Annotated in this window: 12 protein-coding genes; 4 read left to right on the plus strand and 8 right to left on the minus strand. The window is 72.9% G+C overall.

Annotation, left to right across the window (positions count from 1 at the left end):
• The first annotated feature begins 111 nt into the window (after positions 1-111).
• Together AB0I42_RS31875 and AB0I42_RS31880 are read left to right on the plus strand one after the other, a co-directional pair.
• The gene (locus tag AB0I42_RS31875; RefSeq protein WP_357543229.1) at positions 112-1,512 is read left to right on the plus strand and encodes a hypothetical protein; all 1,401 of its coding nucleotides are present in this window, start codon (positions 112-114) and stop codon (positions 1,510-1,512) included.
• A gap of 125 nt (positions 1,513-1,637) precedes the next feature.
• Complete coding sequence (locus AB0I42_RS31880) at positions 1,638-3,110, plus strand: cryptochrome/photolyase family protein (protein WP_357543231.1); 1,473 nt, start codon at positions 1,638-1,640, stop codon at positions 3,108-3,110.
• A gap of 73 nt (positions 3,111-3,183) precedes the next feature.
• On the opposite strand, the gene AB0I42_RS31885 is transcribed toward AB0I42_RS31880, so the two are convergent.
• From AB0I42_RS31885 to ndk, 5 genes are all read right to left on the minus strand, one after another.
• Complete coding sequence (locus AB0I42_RS31885; protein WP_357543233.1) at positions 3,184-3,852, minus strand: lysophospholipid acyltransferase family protein; 669 nt, start codon at positions 3,850-3,852, stop codon at positions 3,184-3,186.
• Positions 3,853-3,940: 88 nt separating this feature from the next.
• Complete coding sequence (gene ileS / locus AB0I42_RS31890) at positions 3,941-7,111, minus strand: isoleucine--tRNA ligase (protein WP_357543235.1); 3,171 nt, start codon at positions 7,109-7,111, stop codon at positions 3,941-3,943.
• A gap of 1,074 nt (positions 7,112-8,185) precedes the next feature.
• Complete coding sequence (locus AB0I42_RS31895) at positions 8,186-10,870, minus strand: DUF6493 family protein (RefSeq protein WP_357543237.1); 2,685 nt, start codon at positions 10,868-10,870, stop codon at positions 8,186-8,188.
• Positions 10,867-12,237 (minus strand): SWIM zinc finger family protein, encoded by a 1,371-nt coding sequence (locus AB0I42_RS31900; protein WP_357543239.1) that lies wholly within the window; start codon positions 12,235-12,237, stop codon positions 10,867-10,869. Before AB0I42_RS31900 ends, AB0I42_RS31895 begins: the two co-directional genes overlap by 4 nt.
• Positions 12,238-12,276: 39 nt before the next feature.
• Positions 12,277-12,702: a nucleoside-diphosphate kinase gene (ndk, locus tag AB0I42_RS31905; protein ID WP_357543241.1), complete on the minus strand. Its 426-nt coding sequence runs from the start codon at positions 12,700-12,702 to the stop codon at positions 12,277-12,279.
• A gap of 155 nt (positions 12,703-12,857) precedes the next feature.
• On the opposite strand from ndk, the gene AB0I42_RS31910 reads away from it, so the two are divergent.
• Complete coding sequence (locus AB0I42_RS31910) at positions 12,858-14,297, plus strand: VOC family protein (RefSeq protein WP_357543243.1); 1,440 nt, start codon at positions 12,858-12,860, stop codon at positions 14,295-14,297.
• A 35-nt stretch (positions 14,298-14,332) separates the two neighbouring features.
• On the opposite strand, the gene AB0I42_RS31915 is transcribed toward AB0I42_RS31910, so the two are convergent.
• The 3 genes from AB0I42_RS31915 to AB0I42_RS31925 all read right to left on the minus strand — a co-directional run bounded on the left by AB0I42_RS31915 (position 14,333) and on the right by AB0I42_RS31925 (position 18,840).
• Positions 14,333-14,755: a DUF4233 domain-containing protein gene (locus AB0I42_RS31915; protein WP_357543245.1), complete on the minus strand. Its 423-nt coding sequence runs from the start codon at positions 14,753-14,755 to the stop codon at positions 14,333-14,335.
• Positions 14,752-16,083: a folylpolyglutamate synthase/dihydrofolate synthase family protein gene (locus AB0I42_RS31920; RefSeq protein WP_357543247.1), complete on the minus strand. Its 1,332-nt coding sequence runs from the start codon at positions 16,081-16,083 to the stop codon at positions 14,752-14,754. The genes AB0I42_RS31915 and AB0I42_RS31920 overlap by 4 nt, the downstream gene beginning before the upstream one ends.
• 123 nt (positions 16,084-16,206) lie before the next feature.
• Positions 16,207-18,840 carry a valine--tRNA ligase gene (locus tag AB0I42_RS31925; RefSeq protein ID WP_357543249.1) on the minus strand — a complete coding sequence of 878 codons (2,634 nt, stop codon included), beginning with the start codon at positions 18,838-18,840 and terminating at the stop codon, positions 16,207-16,209.
• A gap of 68 nt (positions 18,841-18,908) precedes the next feature.
• Here AB0I42_RS31925 and AB0I42_RS31930 point away from each other — a divergent pair, with 68 nt between their 5' ends.
• A complete protein-coding gene (locus AB0I42_RS31930; protein ID WP_357543251.1) occupies positions 18,909-19,595 on the plus strand; it encodes a hypothetical protein in 687 nt (228 codons plus the stop codon).
• Positions 19,596-19,726: the final 131 nt, after the last annotated feature.

The raw sequence follows: 19,726 nt of genomic DNA on the forward strand, positions 1-19,726 counted from the left end.
TCCGGCCCGACCAGGGGCGGGCCGGCCGCCGAGCGGGCCCGGTCGGGTGCATCGAAGGGGCGGTGGAGGATCGGTACTAACCTCGGACTGGCGTGAGAGGAGAACGACGCGATGCCGCAGCCGGACGGGGATCGACCGGCGGACCAGCCAGAGGCACCCGAGCCGCTGTGGCCCGCCCGCCCGGAACCGACACCGCCCGCAGCGACACCGCCCGCAGCGGCACCGTCGAGCCCGGCGGACACCTCCCCGCCACCGGTCCCGTCGCCGCCGGCTTCCCCCGCGCCGCCGGTTCCGTCGGCGCCGCCGGTCGCCGCGCCACCGGCTTCCCCCGCCCCACCGGTCTCCGCGCCACCGGTCCCCGCCGGGCCACCGGTTCCCGCCGGGCCACCGGTTCCGTCCGGCCCGCCGGTCCAGTCCGTACCACCGGCGCCGCCGGCCGCGGACGACATCGACACCGCCGACACCGCCGCCCTGCCGCCACCCGGCGGACCGGGCGCGGCGACCGGCCCCGACGAGCCGCCGACCGCGCCGATCTGGACCGGCTCGGCAGCCGTGCCGCCGGCGACCCCGAAGCGGCGCCGCTGGAACCTCGACCTGCCCGCCGGCCGGTCACCGCGGCCGGAGCCGCCGCGCGACCCGACCCTCGAACTGCCGATCGTCGAGCGCGAGGCGTTGCAGCACGGTGCCCCGGTCGACCCGTGGGCGGACAGCGACCCGTGGGCCGGACATTCGCCGGCCAACCCGCCGACCCGACCGTTCCCGGCGGTCGCCGAGCCGCCGCCCGCTGCCCCCCGCCCACACCCGCCACTTCCACCGGCCGACCGGCCCACCCGCCCGCCGAAGCCGCCCCGGAGCGGCCGGCGGGACCGACGCGCCCAGCCCCCGTACGGCCCGCCGCAGGTCGTGCCGCCGGGCTGGCGTCCGCCGCCGGGATACGTCGCGGTGCCGGTCCGGCGCCGCCGGCGCTGGCCGCTGGTGATGGTGTTCCTGACCCTGTTCACGATCGCCTGCTGCTGCGGCTGCCCGGCATACTTCGGCAAGCCGATGTGGGAGCAGTACCCGGCCGCCGCGGCCCTGCCCGCCGAACTGGCCGGCATGACCCTGCGCGACGATCCGGACAGCGTCGAGGCGGCCCGGCAACTCGAGCAGGATCTCGGCATCGCCGCCCTGATCACCGGCGACACCTTCGCCGGCATCTACTCGGCCCCCAACGGCAAGCGGGTCACGCTGTTCGGCAGCACCGGCTACCGGTTCAGCCCGGAGAGCGACCTCAGCGAGGAAATCACCCGGCTGACCGGCGAATACCGGCTCACCGGGGTCGAGCCGATCGAGACCGGGATCCGGGGCACCTACCAGCGCTGCGGCACCGGCCGGCAGGGTGAGACCGCGGTCGTGCTGTGCGCCTGGGCCGACCACGGCAGTCTCGGCGCCGGCCTGTTCACCCGGCTGTCGGTCGACGACAGCGCCCGGTTGCTCGGCGAGATGCGTACGGTCGTGATCACCCGGGGCTGACCGGCCGCCTCACCGGAACGACCGCCTCCGGCACCGGACCATCCGGTCACCGGTGGCCGTTCGGTCGGATCATCGGATACGTCGGTAAGCGTGCCCGCAACGGCGTACCGGGGCAGAATCGGGGCATGGTGCGGCGTTGGATCTTCGCGGATCAGCTCGGGCCGCACTTTCTCGACGATCCGGAGCAGCCGGTGCTGCTCGTGGAGTCCAGGGCGGTGTTCCGGCGTCGTGCCTTCCACCGGCAGAAGGCCCACCTGGTCCTGTCCGCGCTGCGGCACCGGGCCGCGGAACTCGGCGACCGGGCCGTCCACCTGCGCACCGAGACCTACCGGGACGCGCTGCGGCAGGTCGACGAGCCGCTGGAGGTCTGCCAACCGACCTCGCGCCGGGCGAGGGAGTTCGTGCGCGGCCTCGACCGGGTGACGATGCTGCCGCCACGCGGCTTCGTGACCGCGCCGGCCGACTTCGTGGCCTGGGCCGACGAGCGGCGCGGGGCGCTGCGGCTGGAGGACTTCTACCGCCACGCCCGGCGCCTGCACGACGTGTTGATGGACGGTGAGGTCCCGGTGAGCGGGCGGTGGAACCTCGACGCCGACAACCGCCAGCCGCCGCCGAAGGGGGCGACCCGGATCGACGTACCGGCCCCGCCGGAGATCGTCGAGGACGACATCGACGCGGGGGTACGCGAGGATCTGGACCGCTGGGCGGCCGACGGGATCGAGTTCGTCGGCCGGGACGGCCCGCGCCGCTTCCCGGCGACCCGTGCCGAGGCACTGGCCCGGCTACGGCACTTCGTCGACCACCGGCTGACGCTGTTCGGGCCGTACGAGGACGCGATGCTGTCGACCGACCCGGCGATGGCGCACAGCATGCTCTCGGCGGCGTTCAACCTCGGCCTGCTCGACCCGATGGAGGCCGTACGCCGCGCCGAGCGGGCCCACCGTGCCGACGGAGTGCCGCTGTCCAGCGTGGAGGGTTTCGTCCGGCAGCTCATCGGCTGGCGCGACTTCGTCTGGCACCTCTACTGGTATTTCGACGCCGGTTACCGGGCCAGCAACCGGCTGGCGGCCAACCGCTCGATCCCGGCCTGGTTCGCCGACCTCGACGCCGACGCCGTACGGGCCCGTTGCCTGTCCGACGTGCTCGCCGGCGTACGGGACCGGGGCTGGGTGCACCACATCCCGCGCCTGATGGTGCTCGGCAACTACGGGCTGCAACGCGGCTGGCGGCCGGGCGAACTCGTCGACTGGTTCCACCGCAGCTTCGTCGACGGCTACGAGTGGGTGATGACCGCCAACGTCGTCGGCATGAGCCAGTACGCCGACCTGGGCCGGATGAGCACCAAGCCGTACGCGGCCGGCGGGTCGTACGTGAACCGGATGAGCGACTACTGCGGCGGCTGCCGCTACGACCCGCGGCACCGGCTCGGCGCGGACGCCTGCCCCTTCACCGCCGGCTACTGGGCTTTCCTCGACCGGTCCCGTGACCGCCTCGGCGGCAACGTGCGGATGACCCGTTCGCTGCGCCAGCTCGAACAGGTCGACGACCTGCCCGCCGTGCTGGCCCAGGAACGCGACCGCGGCTCCCGCGCCCCGTGACCTCGCGATCTTGCACTTGTCTCCCCCATTTGTTCGGTTTGCCGGGCGACAAGTGCAAGATCGCGAAGAAAGGTCAGGGGGTGGGCTGGCGGGGTGGGGCGTAGCGGGAGACGTACTCCTGGCCGGTCAGCTTCTGGATCTCGGCCATCGTCTCGTCGGTGATCTCGCGCAGCGACTTGCGGTCGGCCGACCGGCCGGTCAGGTCCAGCGGCTTGCCGAACCGTACGGTGATCTTGCCGAGCCGGGGCACCCGGGCCCCGATCGGCTGGACCTTGTCGGTGCCGATCATGCCGACCGGGATGATCGGCACCCCGGCCTGCATCGCCAGCCGGGCCGCCCCGGTACGGCCGCGGTAGAGCCGGCCGTCCGGTGACCTGGTGCCCTCCGGATAGACGGCCACCAGGTCACCGGCCTTGAGCACCGGGATCGCGCTGTCGAAGGCGGTCAGGGCGGCCCGGCCGCCGCCCCGCTCGACCCGGATCGCGCCCATCCCCTCCATCACCGTACGGCTCACCCAGCCGGTCAGCCCGGTGCCGTCGAAGTACTCGGACTTCGCCCAGAAGGCGATGTGCCGGGGCACGACGGCGCCGAGGAACAACTCGTCGGCGACCGAGAGGTGGTTGCCGGCGAAGACGGCCCCACCGGAGGCCGGCACGTGCTCCAGCCCCTCCACCTTCGGCCGCCAGCCCCACCGCAGCGTGTTACCGACGGTGAGCTGACCGATCGTGTAGAGCAGCGGCACGCGCCCTCCCCAGGTCCGCGCCCAACGGGCGGGCGGCCCTCGCCGCCGCACCGATGTTAGGCGTCCCGTCCGGCGGGACGTGCACGGGTCAGACCCGACGGACGGTTACCGTCACCTGCTCGCCGTCACCAACCTCGCCGACGAATCCGGCCAGCTCAGCTGCCACCTCGACGCTGTCGGCCAGCACCTCACGCGCGATGAAGTCACGGTGCGTCCCGACGGCGGCCGCGACCTCCGGCGAGCCGGCGAGCACCACCGCGATCCGGTCCGACACGTTCAGGTCGGCGTCCCGCCGGGCCTGCTGCACGACCCGTACGACGTCCCGGGCCAGCCCTTCGGCGGCCAGGTCCGGGGTGACCTCGGTGTCGAGCACGACCACGCCCTCGCCGCCGGGCAGCGGCGCGGAGCGGTCGGCGTCGGCGGCGACCAGGCGCAGCTCGTACTCCCCCTCGCCCAGCGTCACCCCGGCCGCGACCGGCGCCCCGTCGACCAGTTCCCAGTCGCCGGTCTTCACCGCCTTGATCACGGCCTGGACCTGCCCGCCGACCCGCGGCCCGAGCACCCTCGGCACCACGGTCAGCACCTGCCGGCAGTAGTCGTCGACCGAGTCGGTGAAGACCACCGACTTGACGTTGACCTCGTCGGCGACCAGGTCGGCGAACGGCCGCAGCGCGTCGGCCGACGGGCTGGCCACGGTCAGTGCCGGCAGCGGCAGCCGGACCCGCAGGCCCTTCGCCTTGCGCAGCGACAGTGCCGCCGAGCAGACGTCCCGGGTGGCGTCCATCGCCGCGACCAGGGCATGTCCGTCGAGCGCCCCCGCCGGGCCGGCGGTGGCGAACTCGTCGGCCGACGGCCAGTCGGTCAGGTGCACCGACCGCTCCCCGGTCAGCCCGCGCCAGATCTCCTCGGCGGTGAGCGGGGCGAGCGGCGCCACCACCCGGCACAGCGTCTCCAGCACCGTGTAGAGGGTGTCGAAGGCGTCGCGGTCACCGGACCAGAAGCGGTCCCGCGACCGGCGGACGTACCAGTTGGTCAGCGCGTCCAGGTAGGACCGCACGGTCGCGCAGGCGCCGGAGATGTCGTACTCGTCCATCTGGGCCTGCACGGTCGAAACCAGCTCGCCGGTCTTGGCCAGCACGTAGCGGTCGAGCAGGTGCGTCGAGTCGGTACGGCGCACCGCCTCGTAGCCGTCGGCGTTGGCGTAGAGCGAGAAGAAGTACCAGACGTTCCACAGTGGAAGCAGCACCTGCCGTACGGCGTCGCGGATGCCGACCTCGGTCACCGCCATGTCGCCGCCACGCAGCACCGGCGACGCCATCAGCATCCAGCGCATCGCGTCCGACCCGTGCGAGTTGAACACGTGGTAGACGTCCGGATAGTTCTTCAGGCTCTTGGACATCTTGCGGCCGTCGGCGCCGAGCAGGATGCCGTGGCTCATGCAGTTGCGGAACGCCGGCCGGTCGAACAGCGCCGTCGCCAGCACGTGCATGGTGTAGAACCAGCCCCGGGTCTGCCCGATGTACTCGACGATGAAGTCGCCCGGGTAGTGGTGCTCGAACCAGTCCGCGTTCTCGAACGGGTAGTGCACCTGGGCGAACGGCATCGAGCCGGACTCGAACCAGCAGTCCAGCACCTCCGGCACCCGGCGCATCATCGACTTCCCGGTCGGGTCGTCGGGGTTGGGTCGTACGAGGGTGTCGATCTGCGGCCGGTGCAGGTCGGTGACCTGCACCCCGAAGTCGCGCTCCAGCTCGGCCAGCGAACCGTAGACGTCCAGCCGCGGGTAGTTCGGGTCGTCGGACTTCCACACCGGGATCGGCGAGCCCCAGAACCGGTTCCGGCTGATCGACCAGTCCCGGGCGTTGGCCAGCCACTTGCCGAACGAGCCGTCCTTGACGTGCCCCGGGATCCAGTTGATCTGCTGGTTGAGTTCGACCATCCGATCCCGGAACTTCGTCACCTCGACGAACCACGACGACACCGCCTTGTAGACCAGCGGGGTGTCGCAGCGCCAGCAGTGCGGGTAGGAGTGGGTGTAGGTCTCGTGCCGCAGCACCACCCCCCGCTCCTTCAGCTCCCGGATCACCGGCTTGTTGGCGTCGAAGACCTGCTGACCCTCGTACGACGGGACCAGCGCGGTGAACCGGGTGTGCTCGTCGACCGTGACGATCGTCGGGATCCCGGCCGCGTTGCAGGTCGCCTGGTCGTCCTCACCGAACGCCGGTGCCAGGTGCACCACCCCGGTGCCGTCCTCGGTGGTGACGAACTCGGCGCCGAGCACCTGGTAGGCGTTCGGGCCGGCCCGCTCCACCAGGAAGTCGAACAGCGGGGTGTAGCGGCGCCCGACCAGGTCCCGGCCGAGAACGGTGCCGACCTGGGTGAACCCCTCGAGCTCCTTGGCGTACGCCCCGACCCGCGCGGCCCCGACGACGAACCGCTCCCCGTCCCGCTCCAGTACGGCGTACTCGATGTCCGGGCCGACGGCGAGCGCCAGGTTGGACGGCAGGGTCCACGGCGTGGTCGTCCAGACGCCGACCTTCACCGGCCCGGCGACCGGCTCGGGCGCGTCTGACGCGGCCTCGAGCTGGAACCAGACGGTCAGCGTCGGGTCCTGCCGGTCGCGGTAGACGTCGTCCATCCGGGTCTCGGTGTTGGACAGCGGCGTCTCGCACCGCCAGCAGTAGGCCAGCACCTTGAAGCCCTCGTAGACCAGACCCTTGTCGTGCAGGGTCTTGAAGGCCCACATGACACTTTCCATGTAGTCCAGGTCGAGGGTCTTGTAGTCGTTGGCGAAGTCGACCCAGCGGGCCTGCCGGGTGACGTAGCGCTCCCAGTCGTGGGTGTACTGGAGCACCGACGTACGGCAGGCGTCGTTGAACCGCTCGATGCCCAGTTCGACGATCTCGGCCTTGGTGGTGATGCCGAGCTGCTTCTCCGCGACGACCTCGGCGGGCAGGCCGTGGCAGTCCCAGCCGAAGCGCCGCTCGACCCGCCGGCCGCGCATCGTCTGGTAGCGCGGCACCACGTCCTTCACGTACCCGGTGAACAGGTGGCCGTAGTGCGGCAGCCCGTTGGCGAACGGCGGCCCGTCGTAGAAGACGAACTCGTTGGCGCCGTCCGGGCCGGCGTCGCGGGTCTCGACGCTGGTCTCGAAGGTCTTGTCGGCCGTCCAGTGCTCCAGCACCCGGGCCTCGACCGCGGGCAGGTCGGGGCTCGCCGGCACGCCGGTGCCGTCGGGGGCATGCTTCGGATAAGCCATCGCGGGTCGCTCTCCTCGGTGCAGCTCACTGTCGTGGTCTGCGAGGACGAGCCTCCGGTACGCCGTCACGGCGCCCCGCGTGCCCGCGGTACCACCCCGCTTGGCGGTCCGATGGTGCGACCGCCCGCTCGTTGGTCGGCTGTCACGGGCCGAACCCGTCCGGTTCTAGTCAGGCCCGTGGGTGCTGATCCACCCGCGAGGCCTTTTCTTCCGGAGGCTCACCGGTGATGGCCGGGTCAACGCCTGTGGCTGTCCAGGCTACCCGAGCCGACCCCGCCACCCCCACCGGATTCCCTCCTCCGGGGCGCCTTGCGCCAGCCGCCCGGCAGCCGGTCCACCCGCCGCGTCGATCAAGGAGCAGTTGTGACGATCCTGCCCGTCTTGCGGCATACATCACCTCGATCGGCGCGGCGGGCATCCAGCGCGGCGGGCATCCGGCGTGGCGGCATCCGGCGTGGGCTACTCGGATGGGGCGCCTGGTGGTGCGGCGCCCCTTCGCCACGAAGCGCCCGCGCTCGCCGTGATCGTTTGCAGTACAGGCACTCCGGGTACGGCGTGTCGCACGCCTCTACCGCAGACGATCGAGGCAGCCGCGGTAGCGAGCGCGTCTACGATGCCGGTGGGGGTCGGCAGGGCGGGGCTTGGAGCCCGGAAGGCAGCAGGCCGGGCAGGAACCGTTGTCGTGGCCACCACCCGACGAAATCCACCGGCGCGCGCGGTACCCGCACGCACACTGCTCACGCCTCCGGTGCGGCTCCGTGTATTGGCACGGCCGCACTTGCCGGTGATCGTCTGCTGACAAACCGTCCGACACGCCGTATCGCACCGGCTGAACAGCAGACGATCAACTCGGCCCACCACCACGCCGAGAGGCGGCCACCCCGGAAGGCCGTCACTTCGAAGCGTCCTCGCCGCCGCCGCAAGCCACCGCCTGCCCCGACCCACCCTGCACCCGCAACCCGCCGAGCGCCCGCAGAGCACCACCCACGCCGCGCCACCGGCCCCGGAGCCGCCAGGCGCCCGCGAGCAGCCGCCGTCCCCACGCCGAGCACGGGTCGGGCCACGGGTGGGGGTTCAGGCGGTCAGGGTCTGGTGGAGGCGGCGGGCCTCGGTCACCAGGCGGCTGCTGCCACCCCGCGCGGCGACGCCCGCGACCGCCTCGATCGGCGTACGACGCTCCAGCGCCGCCGCCGTCTGCGTCCCGAGCGCCAACAGGTCCGGGGTGCCCGGCGGCGGCTTGGCGGCGCTGAGCAGGTAGGGCGTAGCGGCGGCGACGATGTCCCACACGGCCGCACCGGCACCGGCACGGAACGCGTCGGTGAGTCCGGGCACCACCCGGCCGACCTTGATCGCGCTGTCCGCGCCGAGGCCGCCGAGTTCCCGGCCGACCGCCGCCGCGTCGAAGCGCGGGTCGGTGGCGAGGGTGAGCAGCGCGTCCACGCCCGCCACCCGGTCGGCCTCCTGCTTGGCCGCCAGTGTGTAGGTCAGTGCGAGGGTCATCGCCGGCCCGACCGGGCCGCCGCACTCGGCGAGCACCGGCAGGATGGGGCCGTCGTCACGGGCGTCGGAGTCGGCCATCGCCGCCAGGTTCGGCAGCGCCCAGGCGGCGATCACCTCCCGGTGGTACGGCAGCACCGCCGGCCACCACACGTCCGCCCCGTGGTACTGCGGGTGGTAGACGCGGTTGGCGAACCTGATGTCGCACAGCATCTCCTCGATGATCCCCCGTGACGGGGCGGCGGGCTGGAGCCCGACGACCACCCGGCGGCCGGGGTCGGGTGTGGCGCTGTAGTGGTCGGAGGTGAGCCGCTGCTCGGTGCGGACCGGGGCCGGGGTGGCCAGCCCTCCGGCGGCGAACCACTCGGCGACCCACCGGCCGCCCGGTGAGCGCAGCGCCTCGGCCCGCTTGACGACCAGCGGGTCGACCTCGGGCGACACCCGCAGCATGGCCTGTTCGAGGTCGAGCCGCCACGGCTGCCAGCCGGCCTCCTCGGCCCTGGTCAGCCGCTCGACGAGCGTGGCGGCGTCGAGCTGGCCGTTCGCCGAGGTCGGGGTGGCGAGCAGGGCCGGCACCGGCGCCCGGTCGAGCTGTACGGCGATCTCGGCCAGCCGCAGGGCGAGCACCCGGCGCGGGCTGGGCCGTACCTTGAACTCCGGCAGGTCGGGCTGGCCGCCGTTGACCATCAACCGGACGGCGGTGATCGCCCGCTGCCAGGCGGGGCCGCGCCGGCGGGTGCCGGTCGCGCTGCGCACCGCCTCGCCGAACTCGCCGAGGAGGCCCGACGTCCAGTGGCCGTGGGTGAGCGTCTCGTGGTGTGTCGCCAGCACCGGGGCGAGTGCCTCGGTCAGGGCGGCCGGGTCGGTGGCCCGCAGGGACACCAGCGCGGCAAGGATCCGCTCCCAGGCGACGGCGGTGCTGGAGGTGGCCGTCGCCAGTACCGCGATCTCCTCGGCCAGCTCGGCGGGGCTGCCGATGGGCGGCGGCATCGGCGCCGGCGGGGCGATCCCGGCCGGGATCCAGAACGGCGCCGGTTCGGGGGCGGCGACCGTGACGCCGAGCAGTTCGGCGGCCCGGGCGTGCAGGCTGGCGTCCAGCTCCTCCAGCGCCCCGCCGAGGCTGGCCGGGTCGAGTCGGGCCCGGTGCCGGGCGAGCCCGGTCAGGGCACGTTCCTGTACGTCGAGCGCGGGGTGCCCGCAGGCGGTCGCGAGGGTGGCCAGCACCTCGCCAGCCCGGTCGGGATGCCGCCGGACCAGCCGGTCGAGCCAGACGAGCTGCTTGCGTACGAGGCCCTTCTCCTCCCGGCGCAGCACCGCGGCGCTGGCGTCGAGCAGGGTCGTGAGTTCCAGCTGGCCGGCGTCGTCGACCGGCTTGAGGGCCTTCAGGGCGAGCAGGGCCACCGGCGCCGGCGCCTCGGACAGCAGCCGTACGTAGTCGAGCCGCCGCTCGACGGCCTCGTCGAGGGTCGGCTCCAGCGCGTCGTGCAGGGCGACGAAGGCGCGCAGGGCGCCCGGGCGGTCCCCGCGCAGGAAGCGGCTCACGCACCCGTCGAGCAGCAGCTTCCGGTCGACCCGGCCCTCGGCGGCCAGGGCGGCCAGCGCGGTCGGGTAGACGAGCGCGGTGTCCCAGGAACCGGTTTCCGCGCTCCAGCCCCGGTTGCCGAGCACGTCGCCGATCCCGTCGAGCTCGAAGACCGCCGGCAACAGCGGGTCGAGGAACGGGTCGTCGCGCAGCCGGTCGGCGAGCGGAACGGGCCGGGTGTCGTGCCGGGCGTTGTGCCGCGCGATCGGCCGGGCGAGAAGCCACCCACGGACGAACGGCGCGTCGGCGGGCGGGGTGGCGCCGCCCGCGAGGACGAGGTCGGCCACCGGGCGCCAGTCGTTGCCCCATCCCCTGGCGTCGAGCTTGGCCGCCATCCGCAGGGCCAGGGCACCGAGCCAGTCGATCTCCCGGATGGTGGCCAACTCGACCATCAACGGGATCGACAGGTCGTCCCAGTGCCACCGGACGTCGCGCCGGCAGAGCAGGGTGCCGGCGCGGGCCGCCGAGGGCAGGCAGCCGACCGCGGCCACCCCGATGGCGCGGACGACCGCCGACTGCCGCTCCCAACCGTGCTCCGACAGCGTCCGGACGTACGCCTCGAGGGGTTTCGCGGCGGTGAGCCGTTCGGTCTCGTCGACCGACTTCAGCAGGGCTGCGACCCGGTCGGCCTTACCGTCGTCCAGGCCGGGCCGCAGTCGCTCCCACAGGTCACCGGTCACGCGTCCACCCCGTTCCGCTCGGCGACCGCACGAACCTCGGCCGATGCCGGCGAGTTGACGATCCGGACCGCGAGCGCGTGCTTGCACGGCCCCCGGTCGCCGCGGTGCTTCGCCCACCACAGGCAGGTGCACGACAGCCGCCCGTCGGCGATCCGCACCTGGTAGAAGCCGTCGCCGCTGCGTACGGTCGCCTGGTCACCGGCGACCGTGACGGCACCGGCCTCGACGAGGGCCCGGGCCGCGACCAGCCGGGGGTTGAGCCGCTCGGCGGCGGCCGCGTCGTACGGCAGCACCCGGTGGAAATAGCCGGCCTCGGCCACGTCGAAGCCGACCCGGCCGGCGGTGCCGAGCTGGGCCAGCGCGGCCCGGACCCGGTCGGTGGCGAGTCCCGAGCCGGCGGCGAGCGCGTCGACGTCGATCGTCGGGTCCCACGACAGCAGGGCGCTGATCAGGTCGGCGTCGTCGGCGACGTCGTCGCCGGAGAGCGCGGCGAGCACCGCGCCCTCGCCGGAGAAGCCGCGGTGCGGCTCGGGCGACAGGGTCAGCGTGAGACGCATCGCCGGCGACCGCAGCTCCCAGGTGCTGGCGACCGGGCCGCTGCCGGCGCCGACCGGTGGCCCGTAGATCCGCAGCGCGGTCGCGAAGCGCAGGAACGGGCGCAGCGCGACCAGCCGGCCCGCGCCGGGCAGGCAGACGGCGCCCGGCACCGGCCGGGAGGTGAGTCGCAGCGACCGGCCGGCCGGGACCACCCACAGCGTCGACCGGTCGGAGCCGCCGGGCAGCCGGCGCAGGAACTGGGTCGCCTCCCGGGCGTCGATCTCGGCGCGGGGATCGAACCCGGACGTGATCACCTGGGCCTCGGCGAAGCCGCGCAGCCAGCGCGACGGCAGCGGCACCTTCTTCTCCACCACCGGACCGTCCCAGGTGGTCACGGTCAGGTCGTCGGGGCCGACCGCCAGGTGCATGGGGTCCGTGTTGCCGACCCGGGCCAGCGCCTGCCGCAGCGGCGCGTTGACGTCGACGTTGGTGGTGCCGTGTTCGACGATGTCGCCGTCGAGGCCGGCGGGCAGCACGTCGAGCCGGGCGTAGACCCCGCAGCAGCCGGAGAACGACTCGAACCGCAGCCGGTCCAGGCCGCCGGTCACCACCGGGTCCAGGCTGGCCGGGGCGAGCGGCTGGAAGTAGCGGGTGCGGGCGACCTCGGCGACGGCCAGCAGCCCGACGGCGGCAGCCTCGGGCGCGGTCACGAAACCGGTGAAAAACCTCGGGTGGGCCGCCGGCCCACCCGAGGTCTGCAGGGTCAGTCGCCCGTCGTCGGGGGCCAGCCCGGACGGGCGCAGGTACGAATAGGTAGCGGTCGCGGCCATGCCGGGAAAGCTATGTCACCGGTACGACGAAACGTGCGGTCAGACCCCGGCGGGGAACCAGAGTTCGATCTCCCGCTTGGCGCTGTCCGGCGAGTCGGAGGCGTGCACCAGGTTCTCCCGGTTCGACAGCGCCAGGTCGCCCCGGATCGTGCCGGCGGCGGCCTTGCGCCCGTCGGTCGCGCCGACCAGGGCGCGCACGACGTCGATCGCCTGGTCACCGGAGACGACCAGCGCCACGAGCGCGCCGCCGGTCATGAACTCGCGCAGCGGCGGGTAGAACGCCTTGTCGACGTGCTCGGCGTAGTGCTGGTCGGCCAGCTCGCCGTCCATGGTCCGCAGCACCGTGGCGTCCAGGCGCAGCCCCTTGCGTTCGAACCGACCGATGATCTCCCCGACCAGGCCGCGGCGGACCGCGTCGGGCTTGATCAGGACGAGCGTCTGCTCGACAGGGCTGCTGGTCGACACGGGTTTCTCCTCCTGCGTACGCGGGTACCGCTCGAGCCCCGTCAGCCTAGCGAGGCCGCGACGGGCCACCGGCGGCGGCCGCCGGGCATCGACCGGACTTCCCTTCCCCGGTGCCCGGGCCTAGCCTGACTGGTAATCACAGGGGGAGGTCCATCGTGGCGAACGGCCGTCGTCGACCGATTGCACCCGTACGCAAGCTCGCGGCCGCGGTGCTCGGCACCTTCGCCACCTTCGTGATCCTCTTCGGCGCCGGCATGATGAGCTGGGCGATCGTGGCGCTGGGCGTGGCACTGCTGGTGCTGGCGGTCAGCTTCCTGGTGGTCACCGCCATGCGCCGCGGCGCCCGCGCCTGGGTGGCCGGTGTCGCCCACGTGCACAGCGCCACCGAACCGCCGGCGTCGTCGACCTACGGCCGGTGCGAGATGCAGATCGTGATCGACGCCCCGGGTGTCCCCCCGCGCTCGGTGAAGGTACGCGACCCGCGGGTCCCGGTGACGAAGTGGCCCGACGCCGGCGCGACGCTCCCGATCATGGTTGCCATCGACGACCCGCGGCACGTCCGCATCCTCTGGGACGACGTGCTGACCCACGCCGAGGCGGCGATGAGCGCCGAGCACCTGCCGCCGGAGTTCCACGACCACGAGCCGCTCGACGACGAGATCCTCATCGAGCAGGACCTGCCCCCGTGGCAGCGGCGTGACCCCGACGACGACTTCGGGCCCATGGTCGAGCCGCTGCCGGTCGACCTCGACGACGACCTCGACCGGCCGCGGGGCGAGCCCGTGATCATCCACCACGACCAGCGCCCGGGCGGTCCGATCGTGCTGGAGGGCACCCTCGTCGACCCGTCCCCGGCGGCGCCGCCGCTGGCCAAGCGGGCCAAGCCGAGCCCGCACCGGCCCCGGCAGCGGACCGTCTCCCCGGAATACCCCGATCCGGCCGAGCACTTCGCCCCGGAACCCGAACACTCCGATCTGGACGACAGCGAGTCGGCGCGCAGGTCGTCCGGCACCCCCACGCCCGCCGGCGCGGCCGCTGCCGGTGGTTCGGCGACGGCCACGGCCACCGCGTCGGGCGGCACCACCGTCGCCGACCCACCCACGACCGTCCGCAAGCCCGGCCCGGACGCCGGCCTCCACGACGACCTCGACATCGACCTGGATCCCGACCCGGGCCTCGGAGCGCGCCCGTCGGCCGACACCGGACCGGTGTCGTCGGGCGGGATCATCAGCGGTTCCGGAATCACCGTGACCGTCGCCGACCTGCCCCGGTCCGTGGCGTTCTACCGCGACATGCTGGGCTTCAACGAGATCGACGGCGGCGACAACAACGCCGTCCTGGCGTCGGGCAACACCCGGCTGGTCCTGTGGGCGACCCCCGACGTGACCCCGGTCAACCGCCGGGTGACCCACCTCAACCTCGACGTGGCCGACGTGCAGGCCGCCTACCGGCAGTTGCGGGCCAACGGGGTCCGGTTCACCTCCGAGCCGAGGGTGGTCAACCGGGGTGCCCGGGTGGAGCAGTGGGCGGCCGCGTTCAAGGACCCCGACGGCCACGGCATCGCGCTGACCGAGTGGCGCGACCGCACCGACTGACCCGCCGGCCGCGCGCCCGCCGACCGGCGCGCGGGTCAGCCGAGGATCGTCCGCCGTACGTGCAGCACGTACAGCCACACCAGGCCGAAGACCAGCCCGAGCACCCCCAGCGACCAGTGCAGGAACCCGGCGAACAGCAGCAGCACCTGGAGCACGGTGCCGCCGTGCCACGCCCACGGGCGACGCATCATGCCGGCCAGCACCACGGCCGCCACCGCCAGCCCCACCACGACGGCGATCGCGGAGCCGCTCAGGTTTCCGCCGAGGACCCGGATCGGCTGGATCGCCAGCAACAGCACGACCGTCTCGATGACCAGCGTGCCCGCGCCGAGCCCACGTACGGCCCGTACCGGGTCACGCAGCCCGGACGGTCGCCCACCGGCCGGACCGGACGGCGGGGCGTCGGCCGGCCCCACCCCGTCCGGCCGCCCGGGCGTTCCGTCCGTCGGGCCGCTCATCGCTTCAGCAGCCGGCGCGCGTCGGCGACCGTGACCACGGAACCGGTGACGACCACCCCGACCCCGCTCAGTTCGCCCTCCACGTCGGCCTCGGCGAGCCGTACCGCCGCCTCGATCGCGTCCGGCATCGTCGCGGCCACCTCGACCCGGTCCTCGCCGAACACGTCCACCGCCAGGGCCGCCAGATCCTCGACCGGCATCGCCCGCGGTGAACTGTTCCGGGTCACCACCACCGCGTCGACGACCGGCTCCAGCAGGTCGAGCAGGCCGGACGCGTCCTTGTCGCCGAGCACCGCGACGACGGCGACGAGCCGGCTGAACGCGAACTCCTCCTGCAACGCGGTGACCGTCGCGGTCATCCCGTGCGGGTTGTGGGCACCGTCGAGCAGGATCGTCGGCGCCGTACGCACCCGTTCGAGCCGCCCCGGCGACGTGGCCGCGGCGAACCCCTCGCGTACGGCGTCGATCTGCAGCTGACGGTTGGCACCGGCACCGAGGAACGCCTCGACGGCGGCCAGCGCCACCGCCGCGTTCTGCGCCTGGTGCGCGCCGTGCAGCGGGATGAAGATCTCGTCGTAGACGCCGCCGAGCCCCTGGATGGTCAGCACCTGGCCACCGACGGCCATCGACCGGCGCAGTACGCCGAACTCGCTGCCCTCCCGGGCGATCGTCGCGCCCACCTCGGCACACCGCTCGAGCAGCGGCCGGGCCGCCTCCTCGTCCTGGGCCGCCGAGACCACCGTCGCTCCCTTGTGGATGATCCCGGCCTTGGCGAGCGCGATGTCCTGCACCGTGTCGCCGAGCCACTCGGTGTGGTCCAGGCCGATCGGGGTGATCACGCAAACCCCGGCCTGCAACACGTTGGTGGCGTCTTCGGCACCGCCCAGCCCGACCTCGACCACCGCCACGTCGACCGGCGCGTCGGCGAACGTCGCGAACGCCAGCGCCGTGGTCATGTCGAAGTACGTCAGCGGCTCGTCGGACCGCGCATCGACCAGCGCGGCCAGCGGCTCGACCTCCCGGTACGTCGCCACGAACCGCTCCTCGCCGACCGGTTCGCCATCGAGGCTGATCCGCTCCCGCACCGTCTCCAGATGCGGGCTGGTGTAACGGCCGGTGTGCAGCCCGAACGCCCGCAGCAGCGAGTCGATCATCCGGGCCGTCGACGTCTTGCCGTTGGTCCCGGTCAGGTGGATCGACGGGTACGCCCGCTGCGGGCTGCCGAGCAGGTCGAGCAGCTCCTCGATCCGGCCCAGGTCGAAGACCATCCGGGTGAAGCCCCGCCCGGCCAGCGCCGCGTCGACCTCCGCGAACTCCCCCTTGGTCATGCGCCCACCTCGCTCCGCTCGGCGATCCCATGGCTCCCCCTGAGCCAACCGATGACCTCGCTCCGCTCGGTCATGCGCCCACCTCGCTCCGCTCAGCGGTCACGCGCCCGTCGCTCCGCTCGGTCATGACGGCAACGCCGCCAGGGCGGCCGAGATGCGTACGAGATCGGCCTCGGCCGCCGCCAGGCGGTCCTTGATCTTGTTGACGACCGCCTCCGGCGCCTTGCCGACGAACGCCGCGTTGCCGAGTTTGCCCCGGCACTGCGCGATCTCCTTCTCGGCGGCGGCCCGGTCCTTTTCCAGCCGGGCCCGCTCGGCGGCGACGTCGATCGAGCCGCGGGTGTCCAGCTCGACGGTGACCGCGGCCGAGACGGCCAGGGTGGCGGTGGCGGCGAAGTCGGCGCCGGCCGGGTCGAGCCGGACCAGCGCACGGATCAGCGGCTCGTGGGCCGCGATGCCGGCGCCGGCCAGGCCGCCGAGCCGGGCGGCGACCCGCTGGCCGGGCTTGAGGCCCTGGTCGGACCGGAACCGGCGGACCTCGGTCACCACCTTTTGGAGGGCGGCGATCTCGGTCTCCGCTGCGGGGTCGAGCAGCGCGTCGTCGGCGACCGGCCAGGCGGCCGTGACGACCGTGCCGCCACCGTTCAGTGCGATCCAGAGTTCCTCGGTGACGAACGGGATCACCGGGTGCAGCAGCCGCATCAACTGGTCGAGCACGTGCCCGAGCACCCGCCGGGTGGCGTCGGCGGCCGGCCCGCCGGCGGCGAGCACCGGCTTGGTCAGTTCGACGTACCAGTCACAGACGTCGTCCCAGGCGAAGTGGTAGAGGGTGTCGCAGACCTTCGCGAACTCGTACGCCTCGAACTGCTCGTCGACCTCGCCGACGACCTGGCGCAGCCGGGACAGGATCCACCGGTCGACGGTCGACAGCTGCTCCGCGGCCGGCAGGTCACCCTGGACGTGGGCGCCGTTCATCAGCGCGAACCGGGTGGCGTTCCACAGCTTGTTGCAGAAGTTGCGGGAGCCCTGGCACCACTCCTCGCTGACCGGTACGTCCGATCCGGGGTTGGCGCCCCGGGCGAGGGTGAACCGGGTCGCGTCGGCGCCGAACCGCTCGATCCAGTCCAGCGGGTCGACGACGTTGCCGAACGACTTCGACATCTTCTTGCCGAACTGGTCACGGACCATGCCGTGCAGGGCGACGACGTCGAACGGCTGCCGGCCGTCGAGGGCGTACAGGCCGAACATCATCATCCGGGCGACCCAGAAGAACAGGATGTCGTAGCCGGTGACCAGCACCGAGGTCGGGTAGAAGCGGCGCAGGTCGGCGGTGTCGTCGGGCCAGCCCAGGGTCGAGAACGGCCACAGCGCGCTGGAGAACCAGGTGTCGAGTACGTCCTCGTCCTGCCGCCAGCCCTGCTCCTCGGTCCCCGGCGGCCGCTCGTCCGGCCCGACGCAGACGACCTCGCCCTGCGGGCCGTACCAGACCGGGATCCGGTGTCCCCACCACAGCTGCCGCGAGATGCACCAGTCGTGCATGTTGTCGACCCAGGCGAAGTAGCGCTTGGCGAGTTCGGCGGGCTCGATCCGGGTACGGCCGTCGCGTACCGCGTCGCCGGCCGCCTTGGCCAGCGGGCCGGTGTTGACGAACCACTGCAACGACAGCCGGGGCTCGACCGTCGTCTTGCACCGCGAGCAGTGCCCGACGGCGTGCACGTACGGCCGCTTCTCCGCGACGATCCGGCCCTGCTCGCGCAGCGCGTCGACGATCGCGGGGCGGGCCTCGAACCGGTCCAGGCCCTCGAACGGGCCGTGCGCGGTGATCACTCCCCGCTCGTCCATGACCGTCAGGTTGGGCAGCGAGTGCCGCTGGCCGATCTCGAAGTCGTTGGGGTCGTGCGCCGGGGTCACCTTGACCGCACCGGTGCCGAACGTCGGGTCGACGTGCGCGTCGGCGACGATCGGGATCCGGCGCCCGGTCAGCGGCAGCTCGACCTCGGTGCCGACCAGGTGCTTGTAGCGCTCGTCGTCGGGGTGCACCGCCACCGCCGTGTCACCCAGCATCGTCTCGGCCCGGGTGGTGGCCACCACGATCGAGTTGTCGCCCTCGCCGTAGCGGATCGACACCAGCTCGCCGTCGTCGTCGCTGTGCTCGACCTCGATGTCGCTCAGGGCGGTCAGGCAGCGCGGACACCAGTTGATGATGCGCTCGGCCCGGTAGATCAGACCCTCGTCGTAAAGCCGCTTGAAGATCGTCTGGACGGCCCGGGACAGGCCCTCGTCCATCGTGAAGCGCTCGCGGCTCCAGTCGACGGAGTCGCCGAGCCGGCGCATCTGGCCGAGGATCGCGCCGCCGGACTCGGCCTTCCACTGCCACACCCGCTCAACGAACTTCTCCCGGCCGAGGTCGTGGCGGGACAGGCCCTGCCCGGCGAGCTGCCGTTCGACGACGTTCTGGGTGGCGATTCCGGCGTGGTCCATGCCGGGCAGCCACAGCGCCTCGAAGCCCTGCATCCGCTTGCGGCGGATCAGCGCGTCCTGGATGGTGTGGTCGAGGGCGTGCCCGACGTGCAGCGAACCGGTGACGTTCGGCGGCGGGATGACGATCGCGTACGGCGGCCGGTCGCTGTCGGCCGACGCCTCGAAGAGCCCCGCGGATACCCATTGCTCATACCGTCGCTGCTCTACCTCGCCCGGCTGGTACTGCCCGGGGAGGGTGGGTGCGTCGGTGCTGCGGGTCTGCGGAGTCTCGGTCACTCCGCGAGTCTACGGAGGGTTCCGTGACCGCCGACGTGCGCCACCACCGTTTCGCGTACGGTGGCGGCATGTCGGACGACAGCCTCTTCGCCCGCCGGCCCGGCTCCTCCACGGAGCCCGAACCGATCGACGTCACCCCGGCCGGGCGCGACGAGGAGTTCCCCACCGACGAGCGCCCGTCCCGGCCGGCGAAGGCGTCCCGTCGCCGCCGGATCGTCGGTGGGCTGGTCCTGGTCGCCGGCCTGGTCGGTGCCGGGGTCGTCGGTTCCGCCGTGCTGCGGATCACCCAGCAGAAGGACACCACCCTCAGTACGCCGCCGACCGCGGCCGGTCTCAAACGGGACACCAGCGAACGGGCCCAGACCACCGCCGACTACCTGCGTACGGCGTTCGCCGCCGGCATCGACCTCGACGAGAGCGTCGGAGCCGTGTACGGCGATCCGGCGGAGTCCGAGCGCAGCGTGCTGCTCTTCGGCGGCACCACGCTGCTGTGGAGCCCGGAACGCGACCTCGACTCGATGTTCGACCTGGTGGCCGACGACACCGGCGCCGTCTCCGACGTACGCAAGGTGAAGGCCGGCCCGCTCGGTGGCGTGATGAAGTGTGGGGTCAGCCGGGGCAGCGACGGCGACATCTCGGTGTGCGGCTGGGCCGACCACGGCAGCATCGCGATCGCGCTGTTCCCGGGCCGCGACACCGGCGAGGGCGCCGCACTGCTGCGCGACATCCGCTCCGACGTCCAGACCCGCGACTGAAGAATGCCTGCGGCGTCGTCGCCGGCGGGAAATACGACCGAACGCAAAAATGGTTGTGGGCCACCCGACAATTCGGGTGGCCCACAACCATGAAGAAGTCCGGCGGTGTCCTACTCTCCCACACCCTCACG

Source organism: Polymorphospora sp. NPDC050346 (genome assembly GCF_040655695.1).
GTDB lineage: Bacteria > Actinomycetota > Actinomycetes > Mycobacteriales > Micromonosporaceae > Polymorphospora > Polymorphospora lycopeni.

What these genes read in the sequence shown, in the direction of transcription:
- AB0I42_RS31875 (WP_357543229.1), top strand. Translation starts at nt 112, where the DNA reads ATGCCGCAGCCGGACGGGGATCGACCGGCGGACCAGCCAGAGGCACCC.
- AB0I42_RS31880 (WP_357543231.1), top strand. Translation starts at nt 1,638, where the DNA reads ATGGTGCGGCGTTGGATCTTCGCGGATCAGCTCGGGCCGCACTTTCTC.
- ileS (WP_357543235.1), bottom strand. Translation starts at nt 7,111, where the DNA reads ATGGCTTATCCGAAGCATGCCCCCGACGGCACCGGCGTGCCGGCGAGC.
- AB0I42_RS31900 (WP_357543239.1), bottom strand. Translation starts at nt 12,237, where the DNA reads ATGGCCGCGACCGCTACCTATTCGTACCTGCGCCCGTCCGGGCTGGCC.
- AB0I42_RS31915 (WP_357543245.1), bottom strand. Translation starts at nt 14,755, where the DNA reads ATGAGCGGCCCGACGGACGGAACGCCCGGGCGGCCGGACGGGGTGGGG.
- AB0I42_RS31920 (WP_357543247.1), bottom strand. Translation starts at nt 16,083, where the DNA reads ATGACCAAGGGGGAGTTCGCGGAGGTCGACGCGGCGCTGGCCGGGCGG.
- AB0I42_RS31930 (WP_357543251.1), top strand. Translation starts at nt 18,909, where the DNA reads ATGTCGGACGACAGCCTCTTCGCCCGCCGGCCCGGCTCCTCCACGGAG.